The following is a 25,964-nucleotide window of genomic DNA, read 5'->3' on the forward strand; positions in this document are numbered from 1 at the left end:
CACTCCTCAGTAAACTAACGTGCTTCTACTGTAATTTTATAAATAACATAATTGTCGTTTATGTCATAAGCGTAAACCACCGCTGTACCTAATGTTGAATGAGAAGAAACAACACCACTGGAACTAATGCTAATGAGGTTGCTTCCAGATACTATTTCCCATCGGGTGTAACCTTTTAACAGGGAGACATTAGAATTCCTTAGCATATGGTAGTCAACTGTAGCTATAGGATCTCCTTGTTGTACAACTTGGTTAGATTTAATAGGTTCAAGAGCAGAAGCTTGTGATGTGAATGCAGGGAGAGCTAGTGTTGTAAGGGATAAAGCAGAAACAATCAATCCTTTGTAAAGCTTTTTCATAAGAATTACCTCCCAGGTTTTGATTGTGATACAACTATAGTCTAGCATGTTAAATATTTGAAATGTGTGAAGTGTTTGTGAAACTGAGTTAAATAACCTTGGATTAAATCTTATGGATAACAATTACGTATTCATTTTCTAATAGCTCATTCAAGTTTTCTCTTACTTTACTAGGGAACGGATGTACTTCAAGTAGATCAGAGTACTCAATGTAAGAGTTAGATTCGCAAAAGTCTGCCCGGAATAGCAAAAGACTTAAAGCGCTTGTACTAAAGTTTGTTTTGAGCTTATTAACATCATGACAAAAAGTCGCTTCATCATTGTATTCTTTATTGAAAATGGAAGATGGTTCAAGTTTCATTGCCTCACCTTGTTGATTTAAATACCAAATAGCTAGAAGTAGTACAATTTATATGACGATTTATAATTTCACATAAAAAAACGCCTATAAAGGCGCTTTATTACAAACTTACAAACCAACTGCCTTAATACCAACACTTCTGTTAGAAGAATCGTTAGTATATAGTTCAACAATGTAATCACTACTATTAAACAATGGCTTTTTAAGGTTGAAAGTTACCGAATCATTACCAGCAATAGTACCCGATTTCATATCTGTTGAGCCTTTGGTAATCTTATAGTTTACTGATTTAGAGCTGTAATTAGTAAGAAGAAATTTAGTTTCATCATAAACACCATCAATTTTTGCGGAGGCAGAACCTTGGTACCAGCTAGGAACGCTATTATAAATTGTCGTTCTCTTAATACTAAATGGTGCATCTTCACTTACTTTGTTTTCATTTAAAGTTGCTGCACTTGCACCAGTAAATGATGCACTTACCATAGTTATTGCTAAAAGACTAGTGGCTAAAATTTTTGTTTTCATAATTACCGTCTCCCTTGTAAAAATATGTATTACAAATTCAGTATAGAACTGAAGGATAAAAATGTAAATGAGTAGAAATATCTGTAAAATATGCTTTGGAACTATATAAAAGATCAATTTTATTCAGAATAAAAATAAAATATATGGAGTGATTTAGTGAGAGTACTAAGTTTATTTGACGGAATGAGCTGCGGACAAATTGCGCTAAATAAAATTGGCATTACTGATTATAGATATTATGCCAGTGAAATCGAAAAATCGAGCATCACTGTAACACAAAGGAACTATCCTTCCACAGTTCAACTAGGCGATATTTTAGAATTAGACGAACATAAATTAAAAAGATTAAATAAAATTGATCTTTTGTTAGGCGGGAGTCCATGTCAGAACCTCTCTATAACTGTAGCGGATCGTGAAGAGCATTTTACAGGATTGGCAGGGGATAAATCAAAATTGTTCTTTGAGTATGTGAGGGTATTAAAAACAGTTAAGCCTAAGTATTTTCTATATGAAAATGTTGAGAGTATGAAAGAGAAGGACAAAGAAACGATTACTAAAAACTTAGGCGTTGAACCAATAATGATTGACAGTGGACTACTTTCTGCACAGGAAAGAAGAAGATATTACTGGACTAACATTCCAAACGTTAAACAACCTAATGAAAGGCACCAGGTCTTAGCAGATATTCTTGAGGAAAATGTTGATGAAAAATATTATTACAATCTTAATTATGATTTTTATGGGCTACATAAGCGAATAGCTGCAAGGCTTGATTTATACAACTATGATATTTTACAAAGGGTATACAGTCCTCATTTTAAAGCTCCGACCTTAACAGCATGTAGAGGAGGTCATAAGCAAAAGAAAGTTATACATAATGATAGAGTTAGAAAGCTTACTCCTCTTGAATATGAGAGACTGCAAACTGTACCTGAAGGTTATACAGGAGGTGTTGCAGACGGTCATAGATACAACATGCTTGGGGACGGATGGACAGTTGATGTAATAGCTCATATTTTAAGCTATGCTGATTTTACAGAAATAATGGGTGTACATACAGAAGCAGCAATTTAAATAAAATTTGTCTTTTATACAAATGTAAAATAAGAGGAGTGTATCGATTGGAAAGTTACCCAGAGTCCTTAAAAAGAGAGGCAGAGGAGATTAAAGAGCGTGTTAGGAATGGGAATATCAAAGAAGACAGGATTAAAGAAATTGCAGAAACGACAGTTGAGTTTTTGAAATCAGAGGAGAAAAGACATAAATACTTTTCTGAAGTTGCTGCAGCTATGGCTGATAACTTAAGTGAGTTTTTCAAGTCGTATTTAAAAGGAGAGTGAAATATGCTAACTGATCAAGAAAAAATTGACTTGGTAAACGCTCTTGATTTTGTAGTTATTGAACCACATACACAAAGCATTTACGTACATAATGATGAAAAGACCAGTGGAGTATTAGCTAAGGTTTTGCACAATATTTCAGTAGATGAGTATATTGAGAGCTTTAATAAAGGGAGTCTAATTGATATCTTTCCAGCAGCTATGCAAGAAGCCGGTGCGGAAGGATTTAAAGATGGCCAGTTTGTGATTATGCCAAAAAAATTTTATGTTGATCAATGTTATGCGATGAGTAAGGAAATCGAGCGGTTAACTAACCTAATCGATCTACACAATATTAAACCAAATACATATCGAGGCTTGATTCATTAAATTGTTTCAAGAAAAAACGAAAGGATAAAGGGATGTTTATTGAAAAAGTATTATGTAAGGTGTAAAGACAGCAAAGGTGAAAATGCGTCTCTAGTTATTGAGGCGCTATCACCTGAACAAGCAAAAGAACAAGCATACAAAGTACATGAGGTAAGGGATATTTATAATGTAAGTCTGGGAGAAGGAACAGCAAGGAATTATCTAGAGCGAAAATATTCTCCATACATAAAAAATGACAATGGAAAAGCCATAACCATATTTTCATAGGGAGAGGGTATCATTAAGGATATTGTTAGAGATCTTGTAATTGATGATATAGATGCTGCTGAAGGAGTATTGGATAAGCTTTATATTTACTTAGAAAACACTTTAAGGCCTGAAGAAAAGCGTGTTTGGGAGCGGTGTGATAAAGATATAATGTCTGTTTTTGCAAAGCTGAAAAATATTAAAGAAATTATTTAAAAACCGATAGACAAATACAAATAATATGTATATAATTAATTTACATTAAAGGCGAAGGAGAGTGTTAATGAATCATATATGTGACATCTGTAAAGAGTACATAAACGGAAAAACAATTTGTCTTAGAATCAGCGATGATAAAACTTATGTAGACTTCAATTGTTGTGAAGGTTGTGCAAAGGGTTATTCCGAGAAAGTGAAGAAGGAATGCAGCAATTTAAGCGTTAAAAAGACATTAGAATATTTAAGGCTAAACAACAAATACAAAATAAGTGAATAAAATATTCCTTTTATCGAGAATGGAGAGATGATGAGTGAACATGTTCGTAATTGCTGCAAAAAGTGAAGGGAAATATCTTTACGGATATCACCCACATATTTACTCAAACCGTAAACAAGCAGAAAACGCACTGCAGACAATGAGAAAGAACGGAAAGTTAACTGATAGAGACAAGGTATATGGGTTAGACGGGCTGTTGTTAGTGGATCTATAAATAAGGAAATAAACCTGAAAGAATCGGGGTGAATGAAATTTCATTTTTAATACTGGGTCTAATCTTATTCGGTTCAACGTTTTTAGGCAATGGCCTTGCATGTTTAGTTGAGAATAAGAACTTTAAAGAAGGCATGCCATTTTACATCACTGTTTTCCTGATTGGAGCCTGTTCGCTCCTTCTCGGAGTTATTCTTACAGTGATATGAACAAGATGAAGGGAAATAGTCAGAAGGAAATGTTCATAATTTCCCGGGCAAGCGCAGTATACGACAAATCAAAACAAATAATGAGGAGTTGCTAACAGTAAAGTCTAAATAAAATTCAATTTTTATCGTGAAAGGAGTAACTGAAATGAAGGATAAATTAACATCAGCAGTTCACTTTATTGAGGTCAATCGAGATGAAATGGGTGACAAGGAATCACTGAACATGCTTCTAAAAGCATTAAAGAAAATCATCAATGAGGGAAGATAATGAAGTTTCATATTCTTGAAGATAAACAAATGAGGGATATTGGTTTTACGGATCACGTGAAATCAAAGTGGTACTTCATAAAATCAATTCAACCTAACATCACTTTTAATTTAACAATACATAAAAAGAGTCTCAAGGGTGAAATTGACGTATTAGATGAAAGATACTTACAGCCATATGATTATCAATACTATATGAAAGCTTGCACAAAAGAGGAACTTGAATTCGCATACGTTACTAATGATAAAGTGCAAGAAATTATGGCTAATTTTATTGAACAAGGAATCATAACAGAATATGAAATGGGGAGCTACATTTAAGGAGGTGAATAAGTGGGGAGACATCAAGCTAAGTTTGAAGGCAAGATAATCAATAAATCATATGGATTGGACGCACTCGGTCGTTTTTCTGAATATGAGAAAATCGAACTCAACTGTTTCTTCGAAGGAATAATTGACTTAGATCCAATTGAAGTTGGGGGCAAAGTATACATCCCTGGTTTTAATGAATATGTAGTTGTTACTGATAGGCAGCGGAACACCAATAATGAATGGACGTATCAGACTGATAAGATCATTAAAACTATTGAAGACAAAGAGAGTTTTGAAAAGGCGATTCAAGAGCAAGCAAAACTTGAAGAAGAATGGCAACAGCGTGTCAAACTAGAGAATCAATTTGTTAAAGAACAAAGTGACAATCTCAAAACTTCCTGGTGGAAGAGACTAATCACTAAAAATTAAGGGAGAGACTTTTATTGAATAAGGATACAAAAGATATTTGGAACGGTTTCTTTATTGGATCAGGTTCGTTAATTGTAGTTGGATTACTTATTTTTGTTGAAGCGTTGACTATGTCACTAATTGTTTATTACGGATTAAATTACGTGTTAAACCCTTTGCTAATTGATACATACAACATTCAAATTGTCCATGTCACCTTACCTCATGCATTTGTTATCGGTGTTTTACTCAATGTATTTGTCAAAGGTGTGAAACGGTCAGATCAGGAAAAAGATGAGGACATTTTCAAGAAAGCCGGTAAGTCTTTACTTCATTCAGCTTTTGCATTGATTGTTCTGTATGTTAGCACATTGTTTATCTAAGGAGGTACTGAAGATGAGTGATGATAATGCTGCAAAGATTATTTTTAAAAAGAAATCGACTGGTGAAATAGTCGGCGAAATGAAAGTTACAACTTTACCTGCTGACACCATTTTGCAAACCGACAATAAGTCTATATAAAAGTTTTATTTTATAGAAAGAAATAAGGGGTAAGAGAATGCCAATAAATTTAAAGATTAGAAAGAACGAAGCAGATAAGCCGAAGGTGAAAGAGATAGAGGACGGCTATTTTATTAGAATGCATGAGGATGATGTGTATATAGTTAAGGCGCTAGAAAGGGAATATCAAGCTAATACCGATACACAAGAAGTCATGCTTATTAGTCTGAGTACCTTTGGAATAGGACTGTATAAGAACATGCAGGAGCTAAAAAGTCGACTATATGACAGGGGTAGCACGGTTGAAGTTATCAGACCTAAACAAGCAAACGTTAATATCGGTTTTGAGTGGAGAGAAGCCAAATGAAAGAGCTTTTGGAAACTGAATAAAAGGATGATTTTATTGAGAAAGGAGGAAGAAGGAATGGCTTACGATGAGAGCAATGGTAAATTAATTAATCCTAAAATTAGCGATGTTATTGAGGTACTACAAGAACAGCTTGAATTTTATGGGGACACTCCTTTTAAGTGTTGTGTTAATGGAGAAGATACAGAGAATGAAATTCAGGTAGATTTTTATAAGAATGTTTTATTGTTTCATTTAGAGGAAGCTTAAAAGGGGGTGAAGTAAATAGATACATACAATGTAATCGGTTGTCGGTTTAAACATTATAAAGGCGGTCTATATAAGGTTATTGGAGAGGTAATTCATACTGAGACAGAAGAGAAGCTTGTTACATATGAAGACATGGATGGCATTCTGTGGGCAAGGCCTAAAGACATGTTCTTTGGAACAGTTGTTGTTGATGGAAAAGAGGTAATTAGGTTTACAAAAATCAATTAGGAGATGATGTAATAAGATGAAATTCTTTGAGGTGCGTGACCCATATTACGCATTAATAAAAGCAAATACAAAAGAAAAGGCAATAAAGCTATATACAGAAGAAATTGCGGATGATGACGGGAACTTAAGAGATGAGATCAAAGAAGTTGGTATGTTGTACGCAGCTGTAAAACACAGTCGAACAGTAACCGAGGATCAAGAGCTGTCCCCAATATCTGATGTTCTCGAAGAGCTTCAAAGTAATGAAGAAAGAGTTTTGATTATGGACGGAAGTTTACTTTAAAGAATAAAAATAAATTAAGAGGAGTGATGAAATGAAAAGTTGGATTAAAAGCAAATTAATATCTTTCTTAGGTATAGATTCTCTTGAGCAGAAATTACTAGAAGAGAATAAACGGCTAAAGTTTAAGCTGAAAAATTTAGAATCTCTAAACCAAAAAATCATTGAAGAGAATAATTCTATCATGAAACAATTTAATATTTCAGCAGATATAAACCATTATGAACATCATAGTTGGGCAGTAATATCAATTCAAGGTAAACCAGAATATGTGAAATTTGTTAACCTATCGAATCAAGATATGCGAAGCGTACATAGTTTCTTAAAGCAATTTGAAAGAACAAATAGGACAATTGATAGTCCTTTAAAGTTTTTTAAATTTTGATAAAACTTCTATCTTATTCAAACTGAAAAAACAAATAATAAGGAGATGTAAAATGGGAGCAGCTAGACAGTTATACGTAAAGCGTAATGATCTGGTGACTATGGAAGAAGCAAAAGAAAATAAGAAGATACATATGCAAAATGGTGAGTCATTTACAGTATTTAAGGGAGAACTTATTGCAACTGACTTAGAAGGACATCAAATGGTTATCCCGCAAAGCCAAAAGGATAACTATATCCCTGTTGAATTGGAGGAATTATCTCCATATGAGATTCAAATGGCCAAAGGATATGCTGAGATGGGAGCTATTAATAGTGAAATAGCTGAAGCATATTACCATGTTGAAAATGAAGCTGAATGTGCAACTACAAGATTAATTACAGGGGCATATAACGATTAGTGATCATTACATATGAGAGTAAAACTGGCAATGTAAGAAGGTTTGTAAAAGCGTTGCAACAAGAGTTAGACATTGAGGCAATTGAAATAACTGATGATATTATCATCACTCAAGAGTTCATACATATTACATATACGATAGGCTTTGGGGAAGTACCTGAAAGGACTTTGAATTTTATCAAAAAGAATAAAAATAAAATAAGAGGAGTTGCAGTTAGTGGTAACAAGGTTTGGGGTGATAACTATGGTTTAGCTGGAGACAAGATTTCAGCTAAGTTCCACATTCCATTGTTATTAAAGTTTGAACTTAGTGGAACGAAACAAGACTTACAGAAGATCATTCAGGAGGTACAACTTATTGACAAACACAATACCAAAGTGGATCAAGCTCAATAATGAGATCATGATTCAGAAAGATGGGAAGTATCAATTCGAAAAGGATAAGGAGGCCGTACATAGTTACTTTGTTGATTACATTAATCAAAACACAGTCTTTTTCCATGATCTAAAAGAGAAACTTGATTATTTGATTAAAAATGATTATTACGAAGAAGAATTCTTAAGCAAATATACATTTGAACAGATAAAATCAATTTATAAGATTGCTTACAGTTACAAATTCAGATTCCCATCTTTTATGAGTGCGTTTAAGTTCTACAATGACTACGCATTGAAGACAAACGATAAAACAAAGATCCTGGAAAGGTATGAGGATCGTGTCTCAATTGTAGCTCTATATTGTGCTGATGGTGATTACGAGAAAGCAGTTGAGGAAGTACATACTATGATGAAACAAGAGTATCAGCCGGCAACACCTACTTTCCTTAATGCTGGACGTAAGAGAAGAGGCGAAATGGTGAGCTGCTTCTTACTTGAAGTGGATGACAGTTTGAATGCTATCTCTAGAGCCATTGATATCTCCATGCAGCTTTCTAAGCTAGGTGGAGGAGTAGCATTGAATCTAAACAAACTAAGAGCCAAAGGTGAAGCAATTAAAGACGTAGAGAATGCGACTAAAGGTGTCGTAGGTGTTATGAAGCTATTGGATAATGCTTTTAGATATGCAGATCAGATGGGACAAAGACAAGGATCAGGAGCAGTTTATCTAAGTGTATTCCATCCAGACATAACAGACTTCCTGGATGCCAAAAAAATAAGTGCTGATGAAGATGTCAGAGTTAAAACACTGTCTATTGGTGTAGTTGTTCCTGATAAATTTATTGAACTTGCAAGGGAAGACAAGGATTATTACATGTTCTATCCGCATTCAGTATACAAGGAATATGGGCAGTATCTTGATGAGATGGATATTAATGAAATGTATGATGAGCTTGTTGAAAACCCTAGGGTTAGAAAAGCTAAAGGGAATACTCGAAAGCTGTTAGAGCAATTGGCCATTCTAAGAAGCGAATCTGGTTATCCATATATCATGTTTGCTGACAATGTAAATAAAGTGCATCCAAATGAGCATATTTCAAAAGTGAAATTTTCTAATTTGTGTTCTGAAGTCCTCCAATCATCACAAGTATCAGTTTATACGGATTACGATAAAGAGGATGAAATTGGTTTAGATATCTCCTGCAATCTTGGCTCAATGAACATTGTAAATGTAATGAGTAATCAATCAATTGCTTCAACAGTCAGAATAGCAATTGACGCACTGACAACTGTCACAAGGAAAACAAACATTTTAAATGCTCCAGCAGTTGCGAGAGCAAATACTCTAATGAGATCAATTGGTCTAGGGCAGATGAACCTCCATGGATTTCTAGCTCAAAATAATATTGCTTATGAAAGTGAAGAAGCTAAGGATTTTGTTAATACATACTTTATGATGGTTAACTTCTACTCTCTGCAGCGTTCAATGGAAATTGCACGAGAAACAGGAGAGACATACTACAAGTTTGATGGTTCGACTTATAAATCAGGTGAGTATTTCGAAAAGTACGTAACAAATGATTATAGCCCTCAGTATGAAAAGGTTAAAAAGCTATTTGGAGATCAACATATTCCTAATATTGAAGATTGGACGAAGCTTAAAGAGGATGTAATGAAATATGGTCTGTATCATTCGTATAGACTGGCTATTGCACCTACCGGAAGCATTTCTTATGTCCAATCATCTACAGCCGGTGTTATGCCGATTATGGAGCGCATCGAAGAGCGTACGTACGGCAATTCGAAGACGTATTATCCTATGCCGGGGCTATCGCCGCAGAATTGGTTCTTCTACAAAGAAGCGTACGACATGGATATGTTTAAAGTCGTCGATATGATCGCAACGATTCAGCAGCACGTCGACCAAGGCATTTCTTTTACGCTGTTCTTGAAAGATACGATGACGACGCGTGATCTGAACCGGATTGACTTATACGCGCATCACAAAGGCGTCAAGACGTTGTATTATGCGCGAACAAAAGACACAACGCAGGAGGGGTGCTTATCATGCGTTGTTTAAGCGATATGGTATGTAAAACGTGCGGTCGGGATTTAGATTATAACCCGACGTGCGTAATCATTAGCGAAAAAGGAACGTACTGCGATATTGCATGCGAAAATATAGACGATATGGAGGACGAATAATTGACGAACGCAAACGCAATCCACACGGCGGCCGATTGGTCGCGCCACGAAGACGATTTTACGCAAATGTTCTACGCGCAGAACGTTAAGCAATTCTGGCTTCCGGAAGAGATTTCGCTAAACGGCGATCTTCTCACATGGAAGTATCTCGGAAAAAACGAGCAGGACACTTATATGAAGGTACTGGCCGGATTGACTCTTCTTGATACAGAGCAGGGGAATACAGGAATGCCGATCGTGGCTGAACACGTAGACGGCCATCAGCGGAAAGCGGTGCTGAACTTTATGGCAATGATGGAGAACGCTGTCCATGCAAAGTCGTACAGCAACATCTTTCTAACTTTGGCTCCAACCGAGAAGATCAATGAAGTATTCGAATGGGTGAAAAACAATAGATTTCTTCAAAAGAAGGCTAGAACAATTGTTTCAATTTATAAAGCAGTTGAGAATAACGATGAAATTTCCTTATTCAAAGCAATGGTTGCATCTGTATTTCTGGAGAGTTTTCTTTTTTACTCAGGGTTTTATTATCCACTTTACTTTTATGGACAAGGTAAGCTCATGCAGAGTGGGGAGATCATCAACCTGATTATTTAATAGTCCCTTTTGTCGGCAACGGCAAATGTGAACCTCTCTAATTGCTGGAAAATCCTTTTTAGGACAATCAGCAGCGAAGCTATGCGAACCCAAAGGAGGTGAAAGTGATAAGAAAGGAAGTCGAAGAAGCACCATGGTGGATAACCGAAACGGGAATTATCATATCAAAAAAATTAAAGAAACCAAGAAAGACATTTATTACTCCACATGGCTATGAAATGATAGGATACACGCATCCGAAAAAAGGAACACAGAACTTTTTAGTACATAGGTTAGTCGCAAAATATTTTATTCATGAAATACCAAAAGGAATGTTTGTAAACCACATAGATGGAAATAAACTAAACAACCACGTTCGGAACTTAGAAATAGTTACACCTAAAGAAAACACTCTACATGCAATGAAAATTGGATTAATGTCAGGACAACCTGGAGAAAGTAATTCAATGTCAAAGCTCACAAATATGGAGGCAACAAATTTAATCTACGATTTGATTGCTGGAATGAACAATGTTGAAGCTGGTGAAAAATACAGCCTTCATCCTCGTTACGTTAGTCTAATTCGACATAAAAGAAGATGGAAGACTTTATGGGATCGCATAGAACGTTCAACGACTATCGCATAGGCGGCGAAATTCCGCAAAACGAGTAGGGCGCAAGCTATTGGCGTGGGTGAGAACCCCTTAAATCGAAACGGGAGGCATCCTACAGGGATGATGATATAGTCTGCTCCTTACGGTAACGTAAGGCGGTTGCGACAGGGCAACGAACCGATAGTAGCGAACTCGGTTGAACTAAGGGTATTAGAGACGAAGCGATTCACGGAACGTATATTGGATTGTTAGCTCAGGAGATTTATAAGAAGCAAACACCAGAAAAGCAAAAAGAACTGTATGCATGGGCTCTAAGCTTACTGCAGGAGCTTTATGAAAATGAATTAGAGTATACAGAAGATGTCTATGATCAGGTTGGTTTAGCTCCAGATGTAAAGAAATTCATCAGATACAACGCAAATAAAGCTTTAAACAACCTGGGATTCGACCATCTGTTCGAGGAGGAATATGTTAACCCAATTGTTATCAATGGGTTAAGCACTAAGACTAAATCCCATGACTTCTTTTCAACTAAAGGGAATGGGTACAAAAAAGCAACGGTTGAACCATTAAGGGATTCAGATTTCATTTTTACCGAGAAAGGATGTATTCAATGAGATTGATTAAATTAGAGCAGCCTAATTGCAATCCATGTAAAATGGTGTCCAATTACTTAGAACAAGCAGATATTCAATTTGAGACAGTGGACGTTACACAGGAACCAGAAGTAGCAGCTAGATTTGGTGTTATGGGAGTTCCGGCAACCATTCTGCTGAATGATCAAGGAGAAGAAGTAAACCGAAGTGTTGGTTTTAAGCCTAATGAACTTGATGAGTTATTAAAGGAATTACGATAAAAGGGTAATTTTAAACAAACTTAAATTAAAAGGAGCTAATAAATGTATTTCATTGAAACTCAGGAAGGATTAATTGGAAAAGAAGTTGCTTATGTTTGGGCAAATCAGTTTTGTGAGCAAACAACAATTATTACTAAAGATGGAGGCGTGTTTATGGCTTGTCAACAAGCTGGTTGGGATGATGACTATGAGACAAGAATTTTATACGCACATGAAGCAAAGAAGATCTTACACCCTCTGAAAAGAGAATTACATGAAAAAGGTGTGATCGATGAAACAGAGTGGGAAGAGTATGAGAATGAGCTAAAAAAGAAGCAAGATGCTGAAAGAGAAAAGTATCTCAAAGTGAAAGAAGAAAGTGATCGTAAACTATATGAAGAGTTGAGGGCAAAGTTCGAACAATAATGAGCCTGTTTACTAAAGAAGACAGTACAAAATCATACATACATTAAAAACAAAAGGAGAATGATTAAATGGGGAAAATGGATGAAGTAATTGTTGTAGCACCTAGAGATAAAGTATTTGATAATGAAAAACTGGTCTTTCAAGGAATTGAATCTGATCTCGATAAGGTTGATCAAATAATCGAAAATCTCGCTGAAAGCATGGCCGATATGAGGAGAGGAAACGCTGAGGAGAATCAGAACTATAAACAGCCAATACCTTATGCCGTTTTACAAAAAGGAGACCAAGTATTTGCGTACAAGCGCTTAAAAAAAAGCGGAGAAATGAGACTTCACGATCAATTGTCAATTGGTGTTGGAGGACACATGAACGCAATTGAAGGCACAAATTTTTGGGAAGCAGTCGCTGAAAATTTAAGAAGAGAGCTTACAGAAGAATTATTTATCTCTACATCTAATTTGAATTTGGAAATTGTGGGATTGATTAATGACGACCTAAATGAAGTAGGAAAAGTTCACTTAGGCGTATTGCTTGTAGTCAAATTGCCTGAGACTGCAGAGGTATCAGTAAGAGAAACAGATCAATTAGAGGGCTTTTGGCTACATAAGAATGATTTTGATAATCCTGAAGTACTTAACCGACTGGAATCTTGGTCTAAGTATGTTGCTGATATAATTTCTTAGTTGAAACCTTGGCTGTATTCATGCTGTGTGATCTGAACAATGGAGGTTTCAGCCAAGGTAGATATAAATATTATGTTTAAAATGAATATTTTAATACGAAGGATTTAATTAATTTTAAAAAGGGAAGTTTTGAAAAAGTGAAATAGTAATAACTAAAGTCGATAAAGAACCTAAAGATGTCAAAGAAACAATTTTTCTTGTGCTTTGCTTTTTTGAAGGTTTACTTAGTTCATGGATAACTGCACCCCATAAAAGCATGGATGCTAAAATTATAATACTCAAATACATATCAATCCTTCCTTTCTTTGTTTTTACAGTTTTAATAATTGACGTCGATTTTACCACATTTAGGATATAGGTGTCGATGGATTAATCATTTAAATAAAAGAATGCTTTTATCCGAATTTATTAAGGAGGTAAGTGATCATTAATAACCAAGAAGGAGATTTACAAGCAAAATATGACGACATGCTTTATAGGAACGGTCTTTGCTTTGTGTTTCTTCAGTTACGAGGACTTGAAGATGAATTTATTGAGCACATGAGACGAGTTGCTGAGTATGAAAAAGATCTGAGATACAAAAAGGCAGCGTCTAATTTCTTGAAGATGATCGACCATAATTAAAATAGGTGGGTGATTAATTGTTAAAGTATAAAAATAAAATATTAAAGAGTATTGAAAAGATCAACAAACTTGAAGAAGGGTTGTCACTATTTGAAGAAGGTGACGAAGAATATTTAAGTGTATTAGTGAAAATTCAGGGGCTATATGATGAAATCTCAGATACTGCTTTAGAGTGTTTTAAAGAGATGACTGCAAAAATCAGGAAAACTGGTCAGAAACGGATTGTAAAAGGGATTGATCAGTTACCACATGCAATTAAAGAAAGTATTACTGATCAAGTGAATGGTTTAAAAGGGGAGCTATTTGAATAAAAGCAAATATGAATGGTGTTGAATTTGAGGGTGAGTAATAGCTAATCAAACACAAATATAAAATTAGGAGATGTTTATTATAACATATGTAACTTTATTTCTAGCAGCTTATCTAATTGCATTAAACATTAATGAGGTCAGATTGATTGTTCGAGGAGAAGGTAATGCGTATAGAAAAGTAAAGAATGTGGTCGATAATTCATCATTAGAAAATATGAAACGAAATAAGAATTTGATTTACCTGTTTACTTTGCTCAAGGGGATATCTTTCATTGTCCCTTTGGCTTATATCGGATTAATTATGCATGATAACATTCTAATGCTTGCTTGGACAGCAGTTTCACTTATTTATGTTGTCCTTAGTATGTTTAAAGTTTTAGATGTATTAGACGGTGAAAGAATCAAGCAAAACACATATTTTTACTTGTTATTTGTTTGTGGGAATTTTCTTTTTGTTGTATTTTATTTGGCAGATATATTCGTATAAAATATTTAATTAATGCTTTACTTTTTCAAATACTATTTCCAAAAGGACTGAGAATCATGACTCAATTCGATAAACAATACAATTCAATTATAAAGGATATCATCAATAATGGAATCTCAGACGAAGAGTTTGATGTAAGAACCAAGTGGGAATCAGATGGAACACCTGCTCATACACTAAGCGTGATTAGTAAGCAAATGAGATTCGACAACTCAGAGGTTCCGATTTTAACGACAAAAAAAGTTGCCTGGAAAACAGCGATTAAAGAGTTGCTCTGGATTTGGCAGCTGAAATCGAACGATGTTAATGATTTAAACAAGATGGGCGTACATATTTGGGATCAATGGAAACAAGAAGATGGCACCATTGGACATGCATACGGATTCCAGCTGGCCAAGAAAAACAGAAACCTAAATGGAGAAAAAGTGGATCAGGTTGATTATCTTCTACATCAATTGAAGAACAATCCATCTTCACGCAGACACATTACAATGCTGTGGAATCCTGATGAATTAGACTCAATGGCCTTAACACCATGTGTATACGAGACACAATGGTACGTTAAACAAGGGAAACTCCATCTGGAGGTAAGAGCACGGAGCAATGATATGGCGTTGGGAAATCCATTCAATGTATTTCAGTATAATGTGTTGCAGCGCATGATTGCTCAAGTCACAGGTTATGAGCTTGGTGAATATATCTTTAACATTGGGGATTGCCATGTGTACACACGTCATATAGACAATTTGAAAATTCAAATGGAAAGAGGACAGTTTGAAGCACCTGAACTATGGATCAATCCTACCGTTAAAGATTTTTATGATTTTACAATTGATGATTTCAAGTTGCTCAACTATAAGCATGGGGAAAAGCTTTCATTTGAGGTAGCGGTTTAATGCTATCTCTTATTGCTTACTGTGATAGAACTCTGGCCATTGGATATCAAAACAAATTACTGTATCATTTGCCTGCTGACATGAAACACTTCAAAGAAAAAACTGAGGGGAAAATATGTATTCAAGGAAGATCGACATACGAATCAATTATAGGTATGACAGGTAAGCCTCTACAGAATAGAAGGAATATTATACTCACCAGAGATAAGAATTTTAAGCCGGATTATTCGTCCTTTGTTTATCATTCAATTGAGGAGATTTTAAAACTCATTCAAGGGCAAGTTAACCCTGATGAGGAAGTAATGGTGATAGGGGGAAGTATGATTTACAAAGCATTCTTGCCCTACGCTGATAAAGTATATTTGACAATTGTTGACTCAGTCTCAAAAGAAGCAGATTCATATTTTCCTATGTTAAATGACCATTGGAAAGTGACTAATAGACAGCATAATAAAGCCGATGAAAAGAACAAATACAATTATTCTTTTCTAACTTTTGAAAATAATTATAGACAAAAGCAAAAAATATGTATAATATGATAACAGAAGGATAATGAAATAAAAGTTTTTTATTTAAAATACAAAAACAAAAAATATGCATTTTAATAAAACTAATATTTTATTGAAACTTTAAGGAGGTGATTCATTGGGGGCAGGAGACAAAATACATAACGCAAATGAAAAGATAGCAGCCTTGAAGAAAAAGAAATACAAATTTGAAACAATGAAACTTGAAACACAGAGGAAATTGTTAAGACTTGAAACACAGCAGAACAAAGAGAAACTAGAAATTCTATTCGAACTCGGTGAAATTCTAAACCAGTTAGTAAATGAAGAATGGGTAAGCTCGACTATTGCTACTAAAATTATTAAAAGGAATAGAGGAGCATATCGGAATCTATTTGTGTTTAGGGAAAATAAAGCATACATAAATAAGGGAAAATTCAAAGAGCTACATGATCAATTTATTCAGCTGACACAAAAATTAAATGATATCTAAGGAGTTGGCGAATTGGAAAATAAATTGCTTATCGATAATGCGAATACGGTATTTGAAAAGAAAGATGATAAATATTTCGGTTATAAATCTCGTTTTGGAGATATCGTTATTGGTGGAGTATATTCTTATAGATTTGTAGTTCACTACGCAAAAACGAATCAAGACGTTGTTATTATACCTGGCGATGCGAATACGGTAACGACTCCGGTCTGTACAACGCTAGAGGAACGTTTATGGCAGCCGGAGAAAAGCGCACAAATACGCCGTGATGAGATCGTTGAGCAGGCAAAGGAGGACGAATAAATGAAACCAGAAAATTTACGGATTATTAAGGGGCATGGATGGTACAAAAATTTTGTAGGCCATGTTTATGAAATAGTAGAAGAGGATTTTATACAAGAAGCATATTTGGTTAAAACTTGGTACACAACTGAAGACGACATAAGAATGAAATTGTGTGTAGTTTTTAAGGAAGACTGTGAAATTGAAATAAGTGAAAAAGTTGTTCAGTAAAGTGATTATTAAATAAAATCTGTATTTTAAAGAGAAAGGTGATTATATGAAAGAAACTAGTTATATTCCAAACTGTCCGGCTTTGAATTTTAATTCACCTCATCAACTGGGACTAATGTATATGGGAGGAGGATTAGATTATTTTTCTAATTTTTATGAATGCAAACACTGTGGAGCAGAAATCGAAAAAAGAACAACTGGAAATCGATCGACTTATGCTGTAAAAGAGAAAAAGGAGTAGCAGAAGCCACTCCCATACACATTAATGAAATTGACCGCCCATGTTCTGTTGAGCTAAGCGAACTAAACGTTTAGTGATTTCTCCACCAACTGAACCGTTTGCACGAGAAGTAGTCTCAGCGCCTAATTGAACACCAAACTCAGAAGCTATTTCAAGTTTCATTTGTTCAATAGCTGAAGCTGCTTGAGGAACTAATAACTCATTATTGTTGTTTGATCTTGATCTGCTTTGTTGAGCCATCTTATTCATCTCCTAAAGTGTAATGAAAACAAGCTTGTTTGAATCATATTATGGAGAGATTATTTTAATTTATACACGCAAACAAATAAATTTTGTAATGAAGATAGGTGGGGATAAAATGAAAATCGATTATGTATCAGATCTCCATATAAATCATTGGATTCCTTGGAATGTAAATCAGATTAAGTGGGAGAAGCGAACAAGAGAAATCGTTAATAGGTTAATCTCAAACGGTAATGGAGAGGTATTAGTCATTGCCGGTGATTTTACCGAATGGAATCAACAAACATTATGGGTTCTAGATGAGGTAGCAAAGCAATACGAGAAGGTTTACTTTACATATGGAAATCATGATCTTTATTTACTTAGCAAGAGCCAAAAAAGAAAATACTCAGACTCAATAGGCAGGTTGAATGATTTAATCAAAAAGGCTGCTGACATAAAAAATGTAACACCATTAATTAAGACAACTGATACATACAAAGGTAAAGTCTTTGCAGGAGATGTAATGTGGTACCTTCCAAAAGGAATCGAAGGATGGGACTTTTTTAAAGGAGTATCTAATGACTCTAATTACATTTGTATTAATGGTTACAACAAAGTAGATGGGGTAAGAGCGATGTGGAAAGAATCAATGGATTGGTATGAAACGCTTGAAAGTGCACATGTTGATGTATTTGTCTCACATGTTCCACCTGTTCACAATCCTTATTCTCCGTTTGAGCCAAACAGCTGCTATATGGTTGATGTGCCATTCATTAACGCAAAACATTGGATTTGTGGCCATGATCATTTACAAGCTGAGTTTGATAAAGAGGGAACAAATTTTCACATGAACTGTATTGGATATCCGTATGACTATGATAAATATCCGAGTGTCAATGTGATACCTGGTGAAGAAGTAGATTCATATAAAACGTTTGAACTTAAAACATTCGAGATTTAGATTCAATTAAAATTCTAATTTTATTCAAAAAAGAGGTGCAATGGATGAGTTGGGGAATATCTCCAGATGCTACAAATAAAGAGAAATTGAAGGCTGAAATGGCTGATTACTTAAACGGTTTAAACTCAACAGGAGAAATAAGTTGTGCAGTATACAGTGAAGTATTTGATGTCTCTATGAATTTACTTGACCAAATGTATGACTTAGGAAAGTTTGAAAAATAACTTGATAAAATGTTGATTTTATTTAGAGTGTTTGCCTTTATATCATTTTTAGTTGGATGAATATGTACGAAAATAAGAAGGGATTACAAGCTGACTGGCTTAAATTCTATTAAACATTCTGCTAGTATTATTATGTGAATATTGAAAAACAAATGGGAGTTTTAAAACCATGTTTTTAAGCAGATCACTTTAGAGTGGAATGATTATAAAATTTTTTGGAGTGAATTCTAATGAGTAAGACTGAAGAATTTAATTTAGCAGCTTATATAAAGCAGATAAGAATCAATCGGAATATAACACAGAGCAAACTTGCTGAGCTAGCGGATTTAACAGTATCATATATTTCTCAATTAGAAAGTGGCAAGAGGAAAAATCCCTCTCAAAAGACTTTAAAAAAAATAGCCGTGGCACTTTCAATACCAACTATAGATGTTGTGAAGGTATCAAATTTTATTTCGGATGCTAATTCTGATAACAACTTGAAAGTATTCGATGTTAGCGGATTAGAAAGTCAGGATATTCAACACATTGAGTCTCAAATTGAGCTGTTGAAAATAAAGAACAAATATAAAGAAATATGTACAGACGAACGGCAAGATATTTGAGTGAAAAAGATAATTGTTATGAGTTTTAAAGATCACTGGGTGTATTGAAATCTCAGGTATTCAAGACGCCCTCTTAAACTTTTAGAATAAAAATAAAATTAGTGGAGGATGAGCGGTATGGCCGAGGCTTATCATTCAATTCAAACATTATATAACAAGATGGATAGACAAATGAAAACAGTAAAGGAGGCAATTGAAGAAAAAGATTTGCAAAGAGCGCATCGTAACTTAATTAACTTAGCTGACAATAATGAAGAATTAATGCAGGAAATTAGGTGGATCAAATAGGGAACCACCATGTAATTTATTTGATTAAATGTCTGCGCTCTTTAAAGTTCCATACATATAGCTCTTCTATAGAGCAGCCTATGGCATCAGCAATTGTCATTGCTGTTCCAATATTCATGTTTGATTTAAAACCACCTACATAATCATTAATACGTTGTTTTGATAATCCAGTACGTTCAACAAGATCTTCAATTGAAACGCTATATTCATGCATGAGCTCATTGAGTCTTGAATCAACTGGTTTCCATTGTTTTTTCACTATGTACACCTCTTTCAGGAACGATTTTAGCACATACATATTTTACCTTCAATATAGATTAGGAGAGTGATTGATTGGGAGCAAACAATCAAGGAAAAGTTTTTGAAGCGAACATTGAAAAATCTGCAGCAGATCAAAAGTTGTTCTTCTACCGGATTAAAGACGTTAACCCAATGTTTTTGAAAAGGGGAGCAGTGGTATCAAAAAACAAATATGATTGCTTTCTGTTTTTTAAGGGGTATTTGTTCCCCTTTGAGCTTAAGTCGACAAAAAGTAAGTCCATTTCCTTCAGCGAGAAAATCATAAAGCCGCAGCAGATTAAATATTTAAAGGAAGCAACACAGTACCCAAACATAATCCCTGGTTTTCTGTTTCAATTTAGAGAGCCTGTGAACAAGGTTTATTTCGTACATATTGATGATTTCCTTACATATAAGAACATAGCTGAAAAACAGTTGGAACATACATATAAGAATAAAGTAAACAAGTCCAGTATCCCGATTGCGATTTGTGAAGAGATTGGGACTGAAGTGCGCTCGATGAAAAAGAAAGTGAATTATACATATTATTTAAACAAGCTTTGCGGGGAACTAATTAAAAAAGAACAGTCAAGAGACAAACCCTTACATACATATAATACTCCTGTGAAAACGGGGGGGTAGATAAATGCCTTATGAAGAATATGAAGAACTGAAGAAGAAAACAATTAAGGTTATTCAAAGAAAAAACTACTCAATAAGAATTATTGACCAAAAATTTGAGGATGATAACTTAGATCAGTTTTATAAAGAAGTTGCAAGATTACTATTTGAAAGGGCTCTGAAAAGTTCAGAATAGCCCTTTCTTTTTTATCAATTTGTAGTCAGTATCTTTAAAAACAGCTTTATCTGTACTGATATTGATGACATGCTGTACTCCATTGATTAGGGCGGCCTCCACCACATTCTGTCCGCCGATGAGATTGGTCTGGATCGCTTCAAACGGATTGTCTTCGCATGTCGGTACCTGTTTCAGCGCTGCTGCGTGAAAGACGATATCGACACCTGTCATCACCTGATTCACTCTCCGGTGGTCGCGCACATCTCCAAGTACAAATGAAAGCCGCTGATCCTCCGCATACTTTTGACTCATAACATACTGTTTACTGTCGTCTTTGCTGAATACAATGACCTTTTTTGGTGTAAGCAGCAAAAGGCGTTTGACAATTTGACTTCCGATTGAACCCGTTCCGCCAGTGACTAAAACTGTTTTGTTATGGAAAAATGGTTTTAGTTCTGCTGTTTGCTGTTTAGGCATGGCTTATCCTCCAACTCTCGTTTCTCTACCATGCATCATATGTTCAACATTTTAATCGAGTTAATGAAAGCAACCAATAAAACGAAATTTAGGGGAATGATGATGTCACAAAGTGTTCTTTTTTAATAGAAAATGAAGAGATTGGCTTAATCTAACTAAATAAACAGTGTACTAAATTTTCATATTATCTTTTTTCGCTCCATATAAACAGGTCCCATATGATCTTATCACGTCCATATAAAAAGCTCTCTTTTGAATTAGAAACACTACGAAAAAAAAGGTTCGATTGTCTCACTGTTCATTAACTTCATATATTTTACAATAAGAAATGAAGGTTAAAATAAGGAGGCTGTAAAATGAAGTATCCAAAAACTATTCTGTTTAGTGCCGCTGCGGGTTTATTGCTTAGCCTATCTGCAAACTCGGTATCGGCTCATCAGGCTGATGAAGCGAATCATTTCAAAGTGACGGCAAAGGGAGAGACTGACCCGGTTGCTTCAGGAGATGACGCAGCGGATGATCCGTCCATTTGGGTTGATGCAAAGCATCCGGAAAAAAGCAAATTGATAACGACAAACAAGAAGTCCGGGTTAGTCGTGTATGATTTGGACGGCAAACAGATCAATTCTTACGAGTTTGGCAAGCTGAATAATGTCGATCTGCGTTATGATTTTCCGTTCAACGGCAAACAGATTGACATTGCCGCTGCTTCAAACCGGACAGAAGGAAAAAATTCGATCGAAGTTTACGCCATTGATGGGGAAAAAGGTGAATTGAAAAGCATCACAGACCCAAAACATCCTATTTCCACTGATATTTCTGAAGTTTACGGTTTCAGCCTGTATCACAGCCAAAAAACAGGGGCATTTTATGCGTTGGTAACAGGAAAGCAAGGAGAGTTCGAGCAATATGAAATTGCCGACAATGGGAAGGGATATGTAACAGGGAAAAAAGTGCGGCAATTCAAATTACATTCACAAACTGAAGGTCTCGTCGCAGATGACGAGTACGGGAATCTCTATATAGCGGAGGAAGACACAGCGATTTGGAAATTTAATGCTGAACCATCTGGAGGATCGCAGGGCAAAGTCATTGATCATGCTTCTGGAAAGCATTTGACAGCTGATATTGAGGGCTTGACCATTTATTATGCGCCGGACGGAAAAGGTTATCTTATCGCCTCAAGCCAAGGCAATAACAGCTATGCGTTGTATGAAAGACAGGGAGGCAATCGGTATATTGCCAATTTTGAAATTACGGATGGCGAGAAAATAGACGGGACGAGTGATACTGACGGTATTGATGTTCTTGGTTTCGGGCTGGGGCCAAAATATCCGTACGGCATTTTTGTAGCGCAGGACGGAGAAAATATAGAAAATGGACAAGCTGTCAATCAAAATTTCAAAATTGTATCATGGGAACAGATTTCTCAGCATCTAGGCGGAAAACCTGACCTGAATAAACAGGTGAATCCAAGGAAGCTGAAGGACAGATCTGATGAATAAAGAAGCAGCCTATTTTCGGCTGCTTTTTTATGTGCACGAAAAAATCGTTCATATGAAATGAACGATTTTTCAAGAAAGCGCCAGATGAATGGCTTTCAGTTTTGCGGGAAGCTCATCAAATGTATGAGCAGGAACGGTCTCTTTATAATTTAACGCCGCAGCTTTGTTTCGTTCCTCAGGATGATTGATATAGAAAGCGGCTTTTTCCTTAAAGTCGTTGATGCTGTGATAAGAAATAAAGGATGAAAAAGGATGTGCCGCGGGGAGATCCACTAGTTGAAATGCTTCGCATGCAGCGATATCAAAGGTGCGGTTATTAAAGCTTGTATTTTTAATGCGGCTTTTATTTTTGTTGAACATAAAATGATACGGCCGATGCGGATTGATCACGATGTCTGCCCCGTTATAATAATGAACGGCCTGTTCAGGCGGAACCCATGTGCTGACTACATCTATATGCGGCTGTTTGAGTACTTTTTTAGGCAGGTATTTTCTCCATTCCTTTCCGATGACCCGAACGGTGTACGGGAGATATGCCGCTTCTTTCACAAGCTGAACCCGATTAGGGTAAGGATAGCCGATGATAAGCAATTGTGAATGAAAGGAATGTGCGGTGTCCATTTTTTTAAACAGCCGATGATTAACAGGAATCGGAACATAATAGATATGCTGATAACCAAGATCCTGATAATAGAGAGCAGCATTTTGGTCAATTGTTAAAACTGCGTCAGCGTGCTTTATCACCTGAAGACTGATATCAATATAAAATGGGTCTTCTGTCAGCCAAACATATACGGGAATACCCTTACCCTTTAACCAGGTCAGCCAGTCGTGAGGAACGTGAACTCCAACCATCATGAGTGCGAAATCCGGCTGAAACGTTTCAATGCGTGACAGCGATTCGGTGTCTGGTGTATCTGCAGCCATGTATTCTGTCTGAGCGTGCCGAAAGCATTCTTCAGCCCAGCGGTCAAAATAACTGTATATTCCTCCATATCCCGACTGGATATACAAAATTTTCATTAGAGGTTATGAAAAGAATGTAACGCTTTCTACTTTATCTACATCAATCAATGTTGTCGCTTGACCTGGCGGAGTTACAGAGCTTTCCTGTGTGACAAATACGATGCCGTGAACTTGATCAAAAGCAACAAAGACAACCGGACCGATCATGTCACCGGAATCTGTCACAATGCTGATGGTAGTGCCAGGTGTAATTCTGGCAAAAATCCATCTTGCAGGAAGGGAAGGATCTAAAACAGATTCAGCAGTAACCGTTTCGCTTTCGTCAACTTTTTTATCAACAGCAGCTTCAAGTAATTCTTTAAGGTTATTATTCACGTTTTCTCCTCCTTCTGTTGCATTTGTAAATAAAGGGCTTAAAAGGCTTTTAATAATATCCTTTTTTAACTGCGCATTTTCACTGCTCAACACATACACCTCCTATTAATTATTGAACTCACGTTTAATCATATTCTCCTGATTGGCAATTGGTATGAGTCGAACGCCGTACCTGAGCTATTTTTCATATATTTAAGGAAAATGCTGATTTTCTTCTATGGATGGACATTGCCTATACCGCAATTGACAGCATGTTCATATTGTGAAACAGAGGGTAAGGGAGAGAGGGAAGTTTGGATTTAGAAAACAAAGTGAACCAAGAAGAAAATGACGACGAATTGCATTTTATTCTGTTTTTATTCATTCTGCTTATACGTCAAACAGCTTCAGACGGAAATCAATCTGGTCTCAAACGCCAGCTCGTAGTTGCCAAGAGCTTGGTGTCCGATTTCAAGAGTCAATCTGATCAATGGAGATACGCTTCAAAATGTTATCGTAAAAATCCCTGGCTGATTTGGTTATTTTTCAGAACCCGCTAAATCAAACGGGATCAAATGTTGCTATTGTAAGTTGAGGTGCTTTTTACATGTTGACAGAGGCTCTGCTTGCTGCGGAGCCGTTTTCATGTGTGACAATAGGAGGCTTGCAGAGATGGGGGACAAAGTTTCCATTATTTTAACGAGTTATAACAAACCTGATTATCTGCAAATGGCGATTGAGAGTGTCATCAATCAAACTCATAGCAATTGGGAGCTTTTTGTTATGGATGACCATTCAAATGAGAAAACGATTGCGGTGATTCACAAGTACCTTCATGACCAGCGCATTCGTTATAAAAACAGCTTCGTCCATCCTCAAAATCGATTAAAAACAACCCGTTATGCCACATTAATTAATAACGCTCTTCCATTTGCCGCAGGCGACTACATTTCTTATCTCACCGATGATACAGTTTATCATCCTGATCGGCTGAGCCATATGGTGCAGACATTTTTGTGTCATCCTGAAGCACAGGCAGTCTATTCAAAACAAAAAGTTGTTCATGTAAACGAAAGAGGAGAGGAAATTTCCCACTTTTACAGAGATGCCAATGCGGTGCTTGATCAAGCCGCTTTTCAAGTCGATCATTGCTCTGTTATGCATCGCCGTTCGTTGCTTGATCGGATCAAAGATAAATATGGAAGCTATTGGGACGATGATATGATGCATTGGAATCACGGCGACTCAATTTTTTGGATTAGAGTAAACACATTTGCCCCGTTCCTGCCGATAAATGAAGTATTAGATACAACGTATAAGACCCCGAATTCCTTTCAAAACGCTTATCAGTTTCTGCCCGCCGATTTGATTGACGGCACGTTTGTAAAAGGATCTGATCAACATGTGTATTTTCTTGATCAAGGTGTGCGGCATCCTGTGGGGGAGAGATGGAGTTCAGTGTATCTGGATCGGACTGTTGTTATCCCCGATCCGTATTTATTTCAATATCATACGGGGAAATGTTTAAACATTCCGAATTATGTTTTGGTAAAAGAAGCTGACCAGCCTGCAGTATTTTACATTGACGCCGGTAAAAAAAGACGGATAGAAAGTCAGCATGCTTTTCAATTTTATCAATTTAAAAGAAAAGATATTTTGACGATTGAAAAAGAAGTGCTCGAGGATCTGCAGGAAGGGCCGCCTATCACGCGGGACAGATCTGGGGTGATCGCAAATCCGCCTGGACGAAGGCTGTTTTTTATAGAACGCGAGCGGTTTCTATTTCTAAACGGTGTTTTTCATCCAATCAGCGAGCAAGTGGCGAGAAAATTCTTTTTGCAGCAGAAACCAATACCCGCTTCTTTCCGGAATATTCAGCAATTTCCAATTGGAAAGCCGTTTTATCCGGTGTACGATGAGATTATAAAGAAATTAAATATTGCAATCGAGTAAATGTATAGGTCATAAAAAGGAGACAT

At 35.9% G+C, this 25,964-nt stretch carries 49 protein-coding genes and 3 pseudogenes; 45 read left to right on the forward strand and 7 right to left on the reverse strand.

Going from position 1 to position 25,964, the window contains the following annotated elements:
* Positions 1-14 precede the first annotated feature (14 nt).
* On the reverse strand, positions 15-359 hold the full coding sequence (locus tag KXD37_RS17380; RefSeq protein ID WP_263463359.1) for a hypothetical protein: 345 nt from the start codon (positions 357-359) through the stop codon (positions 15-17).
* A 469-nt stretch (positions 360-828) separates the two neighbouring features.
* On the reverse strand, positions 829-1,245 hold the full coding sequence (locus tag KXD37_RS17385; protein ID WP_263463360.1) for a hypothetical protein: 417 nt from the start codon (positions 1,243-1,245) through the stop codon (positions 829-831).
* A 156-nt stretch (positions 1,246-1,401) separates the two neighbouring features.
* Here KXD37_RS17385 and KXD37_RS17390 point away from each other — a divergent pair, with 156 nt between their 5' ends.
* The 36 genes and pseudogenes from KXD37_RS17390 (at position 1,402) to KXD37_RS17565 (ending at position 17,302) form a co-directional block, all read left to right on the forward strand.
* Positions 1,402-2,319 carry a DNA cytosine methyltransferase gene (locus KXD37_RS17390; RefSeq protein ID WP_263463361.1) on the forward strand — a complete coding sequence of 306 codons (918 nt, stop codon included), beginning with the start codon at positions 1,402-1,404 and terminating at the stop codon, positions 2,317-2,319.
* A 47-nt stretch (positions 2,320-2,366) separates the two neighbouring features.
* On the forward strand, positions 2,367-2,585 hold the full coding sequence (locus KXD37_RS17395) for a hypothetical protein (protein ID WP_106021394.1): 219 nt from the start codon (positions 2,367-2,369) through the stop codon (positions 2,583-2,585).
* A gap of 3 nt (positions 2,586-2,588) precedes the next feature.
* Positions 2,589-2,954, forward strand: a complete 366-nt coding sequence (locus tag KXD37_RS17400) for a hypothetical protein (protein ID WP_160245161.1) — start codon at positions 2,589-2,591, stop codon at positions 2,952-2,954.
* A gap of 39 nt (positions 2,955-2,993) precedes the next feature.
* On the forward strand, positions 2,994-3,221 hold the full coding sequence (locus KXD37_RS17405) for a hypothetical protein (protein ID WP_263463363.1): 228 nt from the start codon (positions 2,994-2,996) through the stop codon (positions 3,219-3,221).
* 12 nt (positions 3,222-3,233) lie between these two features.
* Complete coding sequence (locus tag KXD37_RS17410) at positions 3,234-3,416, forward strand: hypothetical protein (protein ID WP_106021389.1); 183 nt, start codon at positions 3,234-3,236, stop codon at positions 3,414-3,416.
* 67 nt (positions 3,417-3,483) lie between these two features.
* Positions 3,484-3,696: a hypothetical protein gene (locus tag KXD37_RS17415; protein ID WP_263463364.1), complete on the forward strand. Its 213-nt coding sequence runs from the start codon at positions 3,484-3,486 to the stop codon at positions 3,694-3,696.
* A gap of 34 nt (positions 3,697-3,730) precedes the next feature.
* A complete protein-coding gene (locus KXD37_RS17420; protein ID WP_010331050.1) occupies positions 3,731-3,910 on the forward strand; it encodes a hypothetical protein in 180 nt (59 codons plus the stop codon).
* A gap of 353 nt (positions 3,911-4,263) precedes the next feature.
* Positions 4,264-4,386, forward strand: a complete 123-nt coding sequence (locus tag KXD37_RS17425; protein WP_263463365.1) for a hypothetical protein — start codon at positions 4,264-4,266, stop codon at positions 4,384-4,386.
* Complete coding sequence (locus tag KXD37_RS17430; RefSeq protein ID WP_263463366.1) at positions 4,386-4,706, forward strand: hypothetical protein; 321 nt, start codon at positions 4,386-4,388, stop codon at positions 4,704-4,706. The genes KXD37_RS17425 and KXD37_RS17430 overlap by 1 nt, the downstream gene beginning before the upstream one ends.
* A gap of 66 nt (positions 4,707-4,772) precedes the next feature.
* A complete protein-coding gene (locus KXD37_RS17435) occupies positions 4,773-5,126 on the forward strand; it encodes a hypothetical protein (protein WP_411910716.1) in 354 nt (117 codons plus the stop codon).
* Between the two features lie 14 nt (positions 5,127-5,140).
* Complete coding sequence (locus KXD37_RS17440; RefSeq protein ID WP_263463368.1) at positions 5,141-5,488, forward strand: hypothetical protein; 348 nt, start codon at positions 5,141-5,143, stop codon at positions 5,486-5,488.
* Positions 5,489-5,501: 13 nt separating this feature from the next.
* Positions 5,502-5,627, forward strand: a complete 126-nt coding sequence (locus tag KXD37_RS17445; protein ID WP_263463369.1) for a hypothetical protein — start codon at positions 5,502-5,504, stop codon at positions 5,625-5,627.
* Between the two features lie 37 nt (positions 5,628-5,664).
* On the forward strand, positions 5,665-5,973 hold the full coding sequence (locus KXD37_RS17450) for a hypothetical protein (protein ID WP_263463370.1): 309 nt from the start codon (positions 5,665-5,667) through the stop codon (positions 5,971-5,973).
* 57 nt (positions 5,974-6,030) lie between these two features.
* Entirely contained in the window at positions 6,031-6,222 is a 192-nt protein-coding gene (locus KXD37_RS17455; protein WP_041056314.1) for a hypothetical protein, read from the forward strand.
* A gap of 33 nt (positions 6,223-6,255) precedes the next feature.
* A complete protein-coding gene (locus KXD37_RS17460; protein ID WP_263463403.1) occupies positions 6,256-6,450 on the forward strand; it encodes a DUF1653 domain-containing protein in 195 nt (64 codons plus the stop codon).
* Positions 6,451-6,466: 16 nt separating this feature from the next.
* A complete protein-coding gene (locus KXD37_RS17465) occupies positions 6,467-6,733 on the forward strand; it encodes a hypothetical protein (protein WP_128740416.1) in 267 nt (88 codons plus the stop codon).
* Between the two features lie 31 nt (positions 6,734-6,764).
* Entirely contained in the window at positions 6,765-7,115 is a 351-nt protein-coding gene (locus KXD37_RS17470; protein ID WP_263463371.1) for a hypothetical protein, read from the forward strand.
* Positions 7,116-7,167: 52 nt separating this feature from the next.
* Complete coding sequence (locus tag KXD37_RS17475; RefSeq protein ID WP_263463372.1) at positions 7,168-7,515, forward strand: hypothetical protein; 348 nt, start codon at positions 7,168-7,170, stop codon at positions 7,513-7,515.
* Positions 7,515-7,910: a class Ib ribonucleoside-diphosphate reductase assembly flavoprotein NrdI gene (gene nrdI / locus KXD37_RS17480; protein ID WP_263463373.1), complete on the forward strand. Its 396-nt coding sequence runs from the start codon at positions 7,515-7,517 to the stop codon at positions 7,908-7,910. Before KXD37_RS17475 ends, nrdI begins: the two co-directional genes overlap by 1 nt.
* A complete protein-coding gene (gene nrdE / locus KXD37_RS17485; RefSeq protein WP_263463374.1) occupies positions 7,873-9,972 on the forward strand; it encodes a class 1b ribonucleoside-diphosphate reductase subunit alpha in 2,100 nt (699 codons plus the stop codon). The genes nrdI and nrdE overlap by 38 nt, the downstream gene beginning before the upstream one ends.
* The gene (locus KXD37_RS17490; RefSeq protein ID WP_157883195.1) at positions 9,960-10,097 is read left to right on the forward strand and encodes a hypothetical protein; all 138 of its coding nucleotides are present in this window, start codon (positions 9,960-9,962) and stop codon (positions 10,095-10,097) included. The genes nrdE and KXD37_RS17490 overlap by 13 nt, the downstream gene beginning before the upstream one ends.
* An 18-nt stretch (positions 10,098-10,115) precedes the next feature.
* Positions 10,116-10,691: pseudogene (locus KXD37_RS17495) on the forward strand (ribonucleotide-diphosphate reductase subunit beta); the annotation flags it as partial.
* A gap of 107 nt (positions 10,692-10,798) precedes the next feature.
* Positions 10,799-11,320 (forward strand): HNH endonuclease signature motif containing protein, encoded by a 522-nt coding sequence (locus KXD37_RS17500; RefSeq protein WP_010331065.1) that lies wholly within the window; start codon positions 10,799-10,801, stop codon positions 11,318-11,320.
* A 176-nt stretch (positions 11,321-11,496) separates the two neighbouring features.
* Positions 11,497-11,904: pseudogene (locus tag KXD37_RS17505) on the forward strand (ribonucleotide-diphosphate reductase subunit beta); the annotation flags it as partial.
* Positions 11,901-12,143, forward strand: coding sequence for a thioredoxin family protein (locus tag KXD37_RS17510; protein WP_263463375.1), 243 nt, complete (start codon positions 11,901-11,903; stop codon positions 12,141-12,143). The pseudogene KXD37_RS17505 and the gene KXD37_RS17510, both read left to right, overlap by 4 nt.
* Positions 12,144-12,185: 42 nt before the next feature.
* Positions 12,186-12,548, forward strand: coding sequence for a hypothetical protein (locus KXD37_RS17515; RefSeq protein WP_263463376.1), 363 nt, complete (start codon positions 12,186-12,188; stop codon positions 12,546-12,548).
* A gap of 68 nt (positions 12,549-12,616) precedes the next feature.
* Positions 12,617-13,231, forward strand: coding sequence for a hypothetical protein (locus KXD37_RS17520; RefSeq protein ID WP_263463377.1), 615 nt, complete (start codon positions 12,617-12,619; stop codon positions 13,229-13,231).
* Between the two features lie 468 nt (positions 13,232-13,699).
* Entirely contained in the window at positions 13,700-13,855 is a 156-nt protein-coding gene (locus KXD37_RS17525; RefSeq protein ID WP_263463404.1) for a hypothetical protein, read from the forward strand.
* Positions 13,856-13,872: 17 nt separating this feature from the next.
* Complete coding sequence (locus tag KXD37_RS17530; RefSeq protein ID WP_106021355.1) at positions 13,873-14,166, forward strand: hypothetical protein; 294 nt, start codon at positions 13,873-13,875, stop codon at positions 14,164-14,166.
* 142 nt (positions 14,167-14,308) lie between these two features.
* Complete coding sequence (locus KXD37_RS17535; protein WP_042976089.1) at positions 14,309-14,653, forward strand: hypothetical protein; 345 nt, start codon at positions 14,309-14,311, stop codon at positions 14,651-14,653.
* A gap of 56 nt (positions 14,654-14,709) precedes the next feature.
* The gene (locus tag KXD37_RS17540; RefSeq protein ID WP_263463378.1) at positions 14,710-15,549 is read left to right on the forward strand and encodes a thymidylate synthase; all 840 of its coding nucleotides are present in this window, start codon (positions 14,710-14,712) and stop codon (positions 15,547-15,549) included.
* Positions 15,549-16,088: a dihydrofolate reductase gene (locus KXD37_RS17545; RefSeq protein ID WP_263463379.1), complete on the forward strand. Its 540-nt coding sequence runs from the start codon at positions 15,549-15,551 to the stop codon at positions 16,086-16,088. Before KXD37_RS17540 ends, KXD37_RS17545 begins: the two co-directional genes overlap by 1 nt.
* Before the next feature lie 106 nt (positions 16,089-16,194).
* Complete coding sequence (locus KXD37_RS17550) at positions 16,195-16,548, forward strand: hypothetical protein (protein WP_263463380.1); 354 nt, start codon at positions 16,195-16,197, stop codon at positions 16,546-16,548.
* Between the two features lie 12 nt (positions 16,549-16,560).
* Positions 16,561-16,851 (forward strand): hypothetical protein, encoded by a 291-nt coding sequence (locus KXD37_RS17555; protein ID WP_263463381.1) that lies wholly within the window; start codon positions 16,561-16,563, stop codon positions 16,849-16,851.
* Complete coding sequence (locus tag KXD37_RS17560) at positions 16,852-17,061, forward strand: hypothetical protein (protein ID WP_059293304.1); 210 nt, start codon at positions 16,852-16,854, stop codon at positions 17,059-17,061.
* Positions 17,062-17,107: 46 nt separating this feature from the next.
* Positions 17,108-17,302, forward strand: a complete 195-nt coding sequence (locus tag KXD37_RS17565; RefSeq protein WP_263463382.1) for a hypothetical protein — start codon at positions 17,108-17,110, stop codon at positions 17,300-17,302.
* A gap of 21 nt (positions 17,303-17,323) precedes the next feature.
* Here the strand turns inward: KXD37_RS17565 and sspC are convergent, their stop codons facing one another.
* A complete protein-coding gene (sspC, locus tag KXD37_RS17570; protein WP_041336474.1) occupies positions 17,324-17,542 on the reverse strand; it encodes an acid-soluble spore protein SspC in 219 nt (72 codons plus the stop codon).
* 118 nt (positions 17,543-17,660) lie between these two features.
* On the opposite strand from sspC, the gene KXD37_RS17575 reads away from it, so the two are divergent.
* From KXD37_RS17575 to KXD37_RS17590, 4 genes are all read left to right on the forward strand, one after another.
* Positions 17,661-18,488 (forward strand): metallophosphoesterase, encoded by an 828-nt coding sequence (locus KXD37_RS17575; protein ID WP_263463383.1) that lies wholly within the window; start codon positions 17,661-17,663, stop codon positions 18,486-18,488.
* A gap of 44 nt (positions 18,489-18,532) precedes the next feature.
* Entirely contained in the window at positions 18,533-18,712 is a 180-nt protein-coding gene (locus KXD37_RS17580) for a hypothetical protein (RefSeq protein WP_263463384.1), read from the forward strand.
* A 230-nt stretch (positions 18,713-18,942) separates the two neighbouring features.
* Positions 18,943-19,317 (forward strand): helix-turn-helix domain-containing protein, encoded by a 375-nt coding sequence (locus KXD37_RS17585; protein WP_263463385.1) that lies wholly within the window; start codon positions 18,943-18,945, stop codon positions 19,315-19,317.
* Between the two features lie 117 nt (positions 19,318-19,434).
* Positions 19,435-19,605 (forward strand): hypothetical protein, encoded by a 171-nt coding sequence (locus KXD37_RS17590; protein ID WP_263463386.1) that lies wholly within the window; start codon positions 19,435-19,437, stop codon positions 19,603-19,605.
* Positions 19,606-19,621: 16 nt separating this feature from the next.
* Here the strand turns inward: KXD37_RS17590 and KXD37_RS17595 are convergent, their stop codons facing one another.
* The gene (locus KXD37_RS17595; protein WP_263463387.1) at positions 19,622-19,864 is read right to left on the reverse strand and encodes a helix-turn-helix domain-containing protein; all 243 of its coding nucleotides are present in this window, start codon (positions 19,862-19,864) and stop codon (positions 19,622-19,624) included.
* 74 nt (positions 19,865-19,938) lie between these two features.
* Between KXD37_RS17595 and KXD37_RS17600 the strand changes: the two genes are divergently transcribed.
* Both KXD37_RS17600 and KXD37_RS17605 read left to right on the forward strand, forming a co-directional pair.
* The gene (locus KXD37_RS17600) at positions 19,939-20,526 is read left to right on the forward strand and encodes a hypothetical protein (protein ID WP_263463388.1); all 588 of its coding nucleotides are present in this window, start codon (positions 19,939-19,941) and stop codon (positions 20,524-20,526) included.
* 4 nt (positions 20,527-20,530) lie between these two features.
* A complete protein-coding gene (locus tag KXD37_RS17605; RefSeq protein WP_164914266.1) occupies positions 20,531-20,701 on the forward strand; it encodes a hypothetical protein in 171 nt (56 codons plus the stop codon).
* Here KXD37_RS17605 and KXD37_RS17610 read toward each other — a convergent pair.
* Positions 20,693-21,160 (reverse strand): SDR family NAD(P)-dependent oxidoreductase, encoded by a 468-nt coding sequence (locus KXD37_RS17610; protein ID WP_213417550.1) that lies wholly within the window; start codon positions 21,158-21,160, stop codon positions 20,693-20,695. The two genes, KXD37_RS17605 and KXD37_RS17610, sit on opposite strands and share 9 nt — an antisense overlap.
* Before the next feature lie 356 nt (positions 21,161-21,516).
* Here KXD37_RS17610 and KXD37_RS17615 point away from each other — a divergent pair, with 356 nt between their 5' ends.
* On the forward strand, positions 21,517-22,665 hold the full coding sequence (locus KXD37_RS17615; RefSeq protein ID WP_263463389.1) for a phytase: 1,149 nt from the start codon (positions 21,517-21,519) through the stop codon (positions 22,663-22,665).
* A 69-nt stretch (positions 22,666-22,734) separates the two neighbouring features.
* Here the strand turns inward: KXD37_RS17615 and KXD37_RS17620 are convergent, their stop codons facing one another.
* Both KXD37_RS17620 and cgeA read right to left on the reverse strand, forming a co-directional pair.
* Positions 22,735-23,688: a DUF3880 domain-containing protein gene (locus tag KXD37_RS17620; protein WP_188323065.1), complete on the reverse strand. Its 954-nt coding sequence runs from the start codon at positions 23,686-23,688 to the stop codon at positions 22,735-22,737.
* Between the two features lie 6 nt (positions 23,689-23,694).
* Positions 23,695-24,096 carry a spore crust protein CgeA gene (gene cgeA, locus KXD37_RS17625; protein ID WP_024121772.1) on the reverse strand — a complete coding sequence of 134 codons (402 nt, stop codon included), beginning with the start codon at positions 24,094-24,096 and terminating at the stop codon, positions 23,695-23,697.
* Positions 24,097-24,299: 203 nt separating this feature from the next.
* Here cgeA and cgeC point away from each other — a divergent pair.
* Together cgeC and KXD37_RS17635 are read left to right on the forward strand one after the other, a co-directional pair.
* Positions 24,300-24,580: pseudogene (gene cgeC / locus KXD37_RS17630) on the forward strand (spore maturation protein CgeC).
* Positions 24,581-24,657: 77 nt separating this feature from the next.
* Entirely contained in the window at positions 24,658-25,938 is a 1,281-nt protein-coding gene (locus tag KXD37_RS17635) for a glycosyltransferase family A protein (protein ID WP_188323064.1), read from the forward strand.
* Positions 25,939-25,964 lie beyond the last annotated feature (26 nt).

The sequence above is a fragment of the Bacillus sp. XT-2 genome, from assembly GCF_025696525.1.
GTDB classification, from domain to species: Bacteria; Bacillota; Bacilli; order Bacillales; family Bacillaceae; genus Bacillus; species Bacillus halotolerans.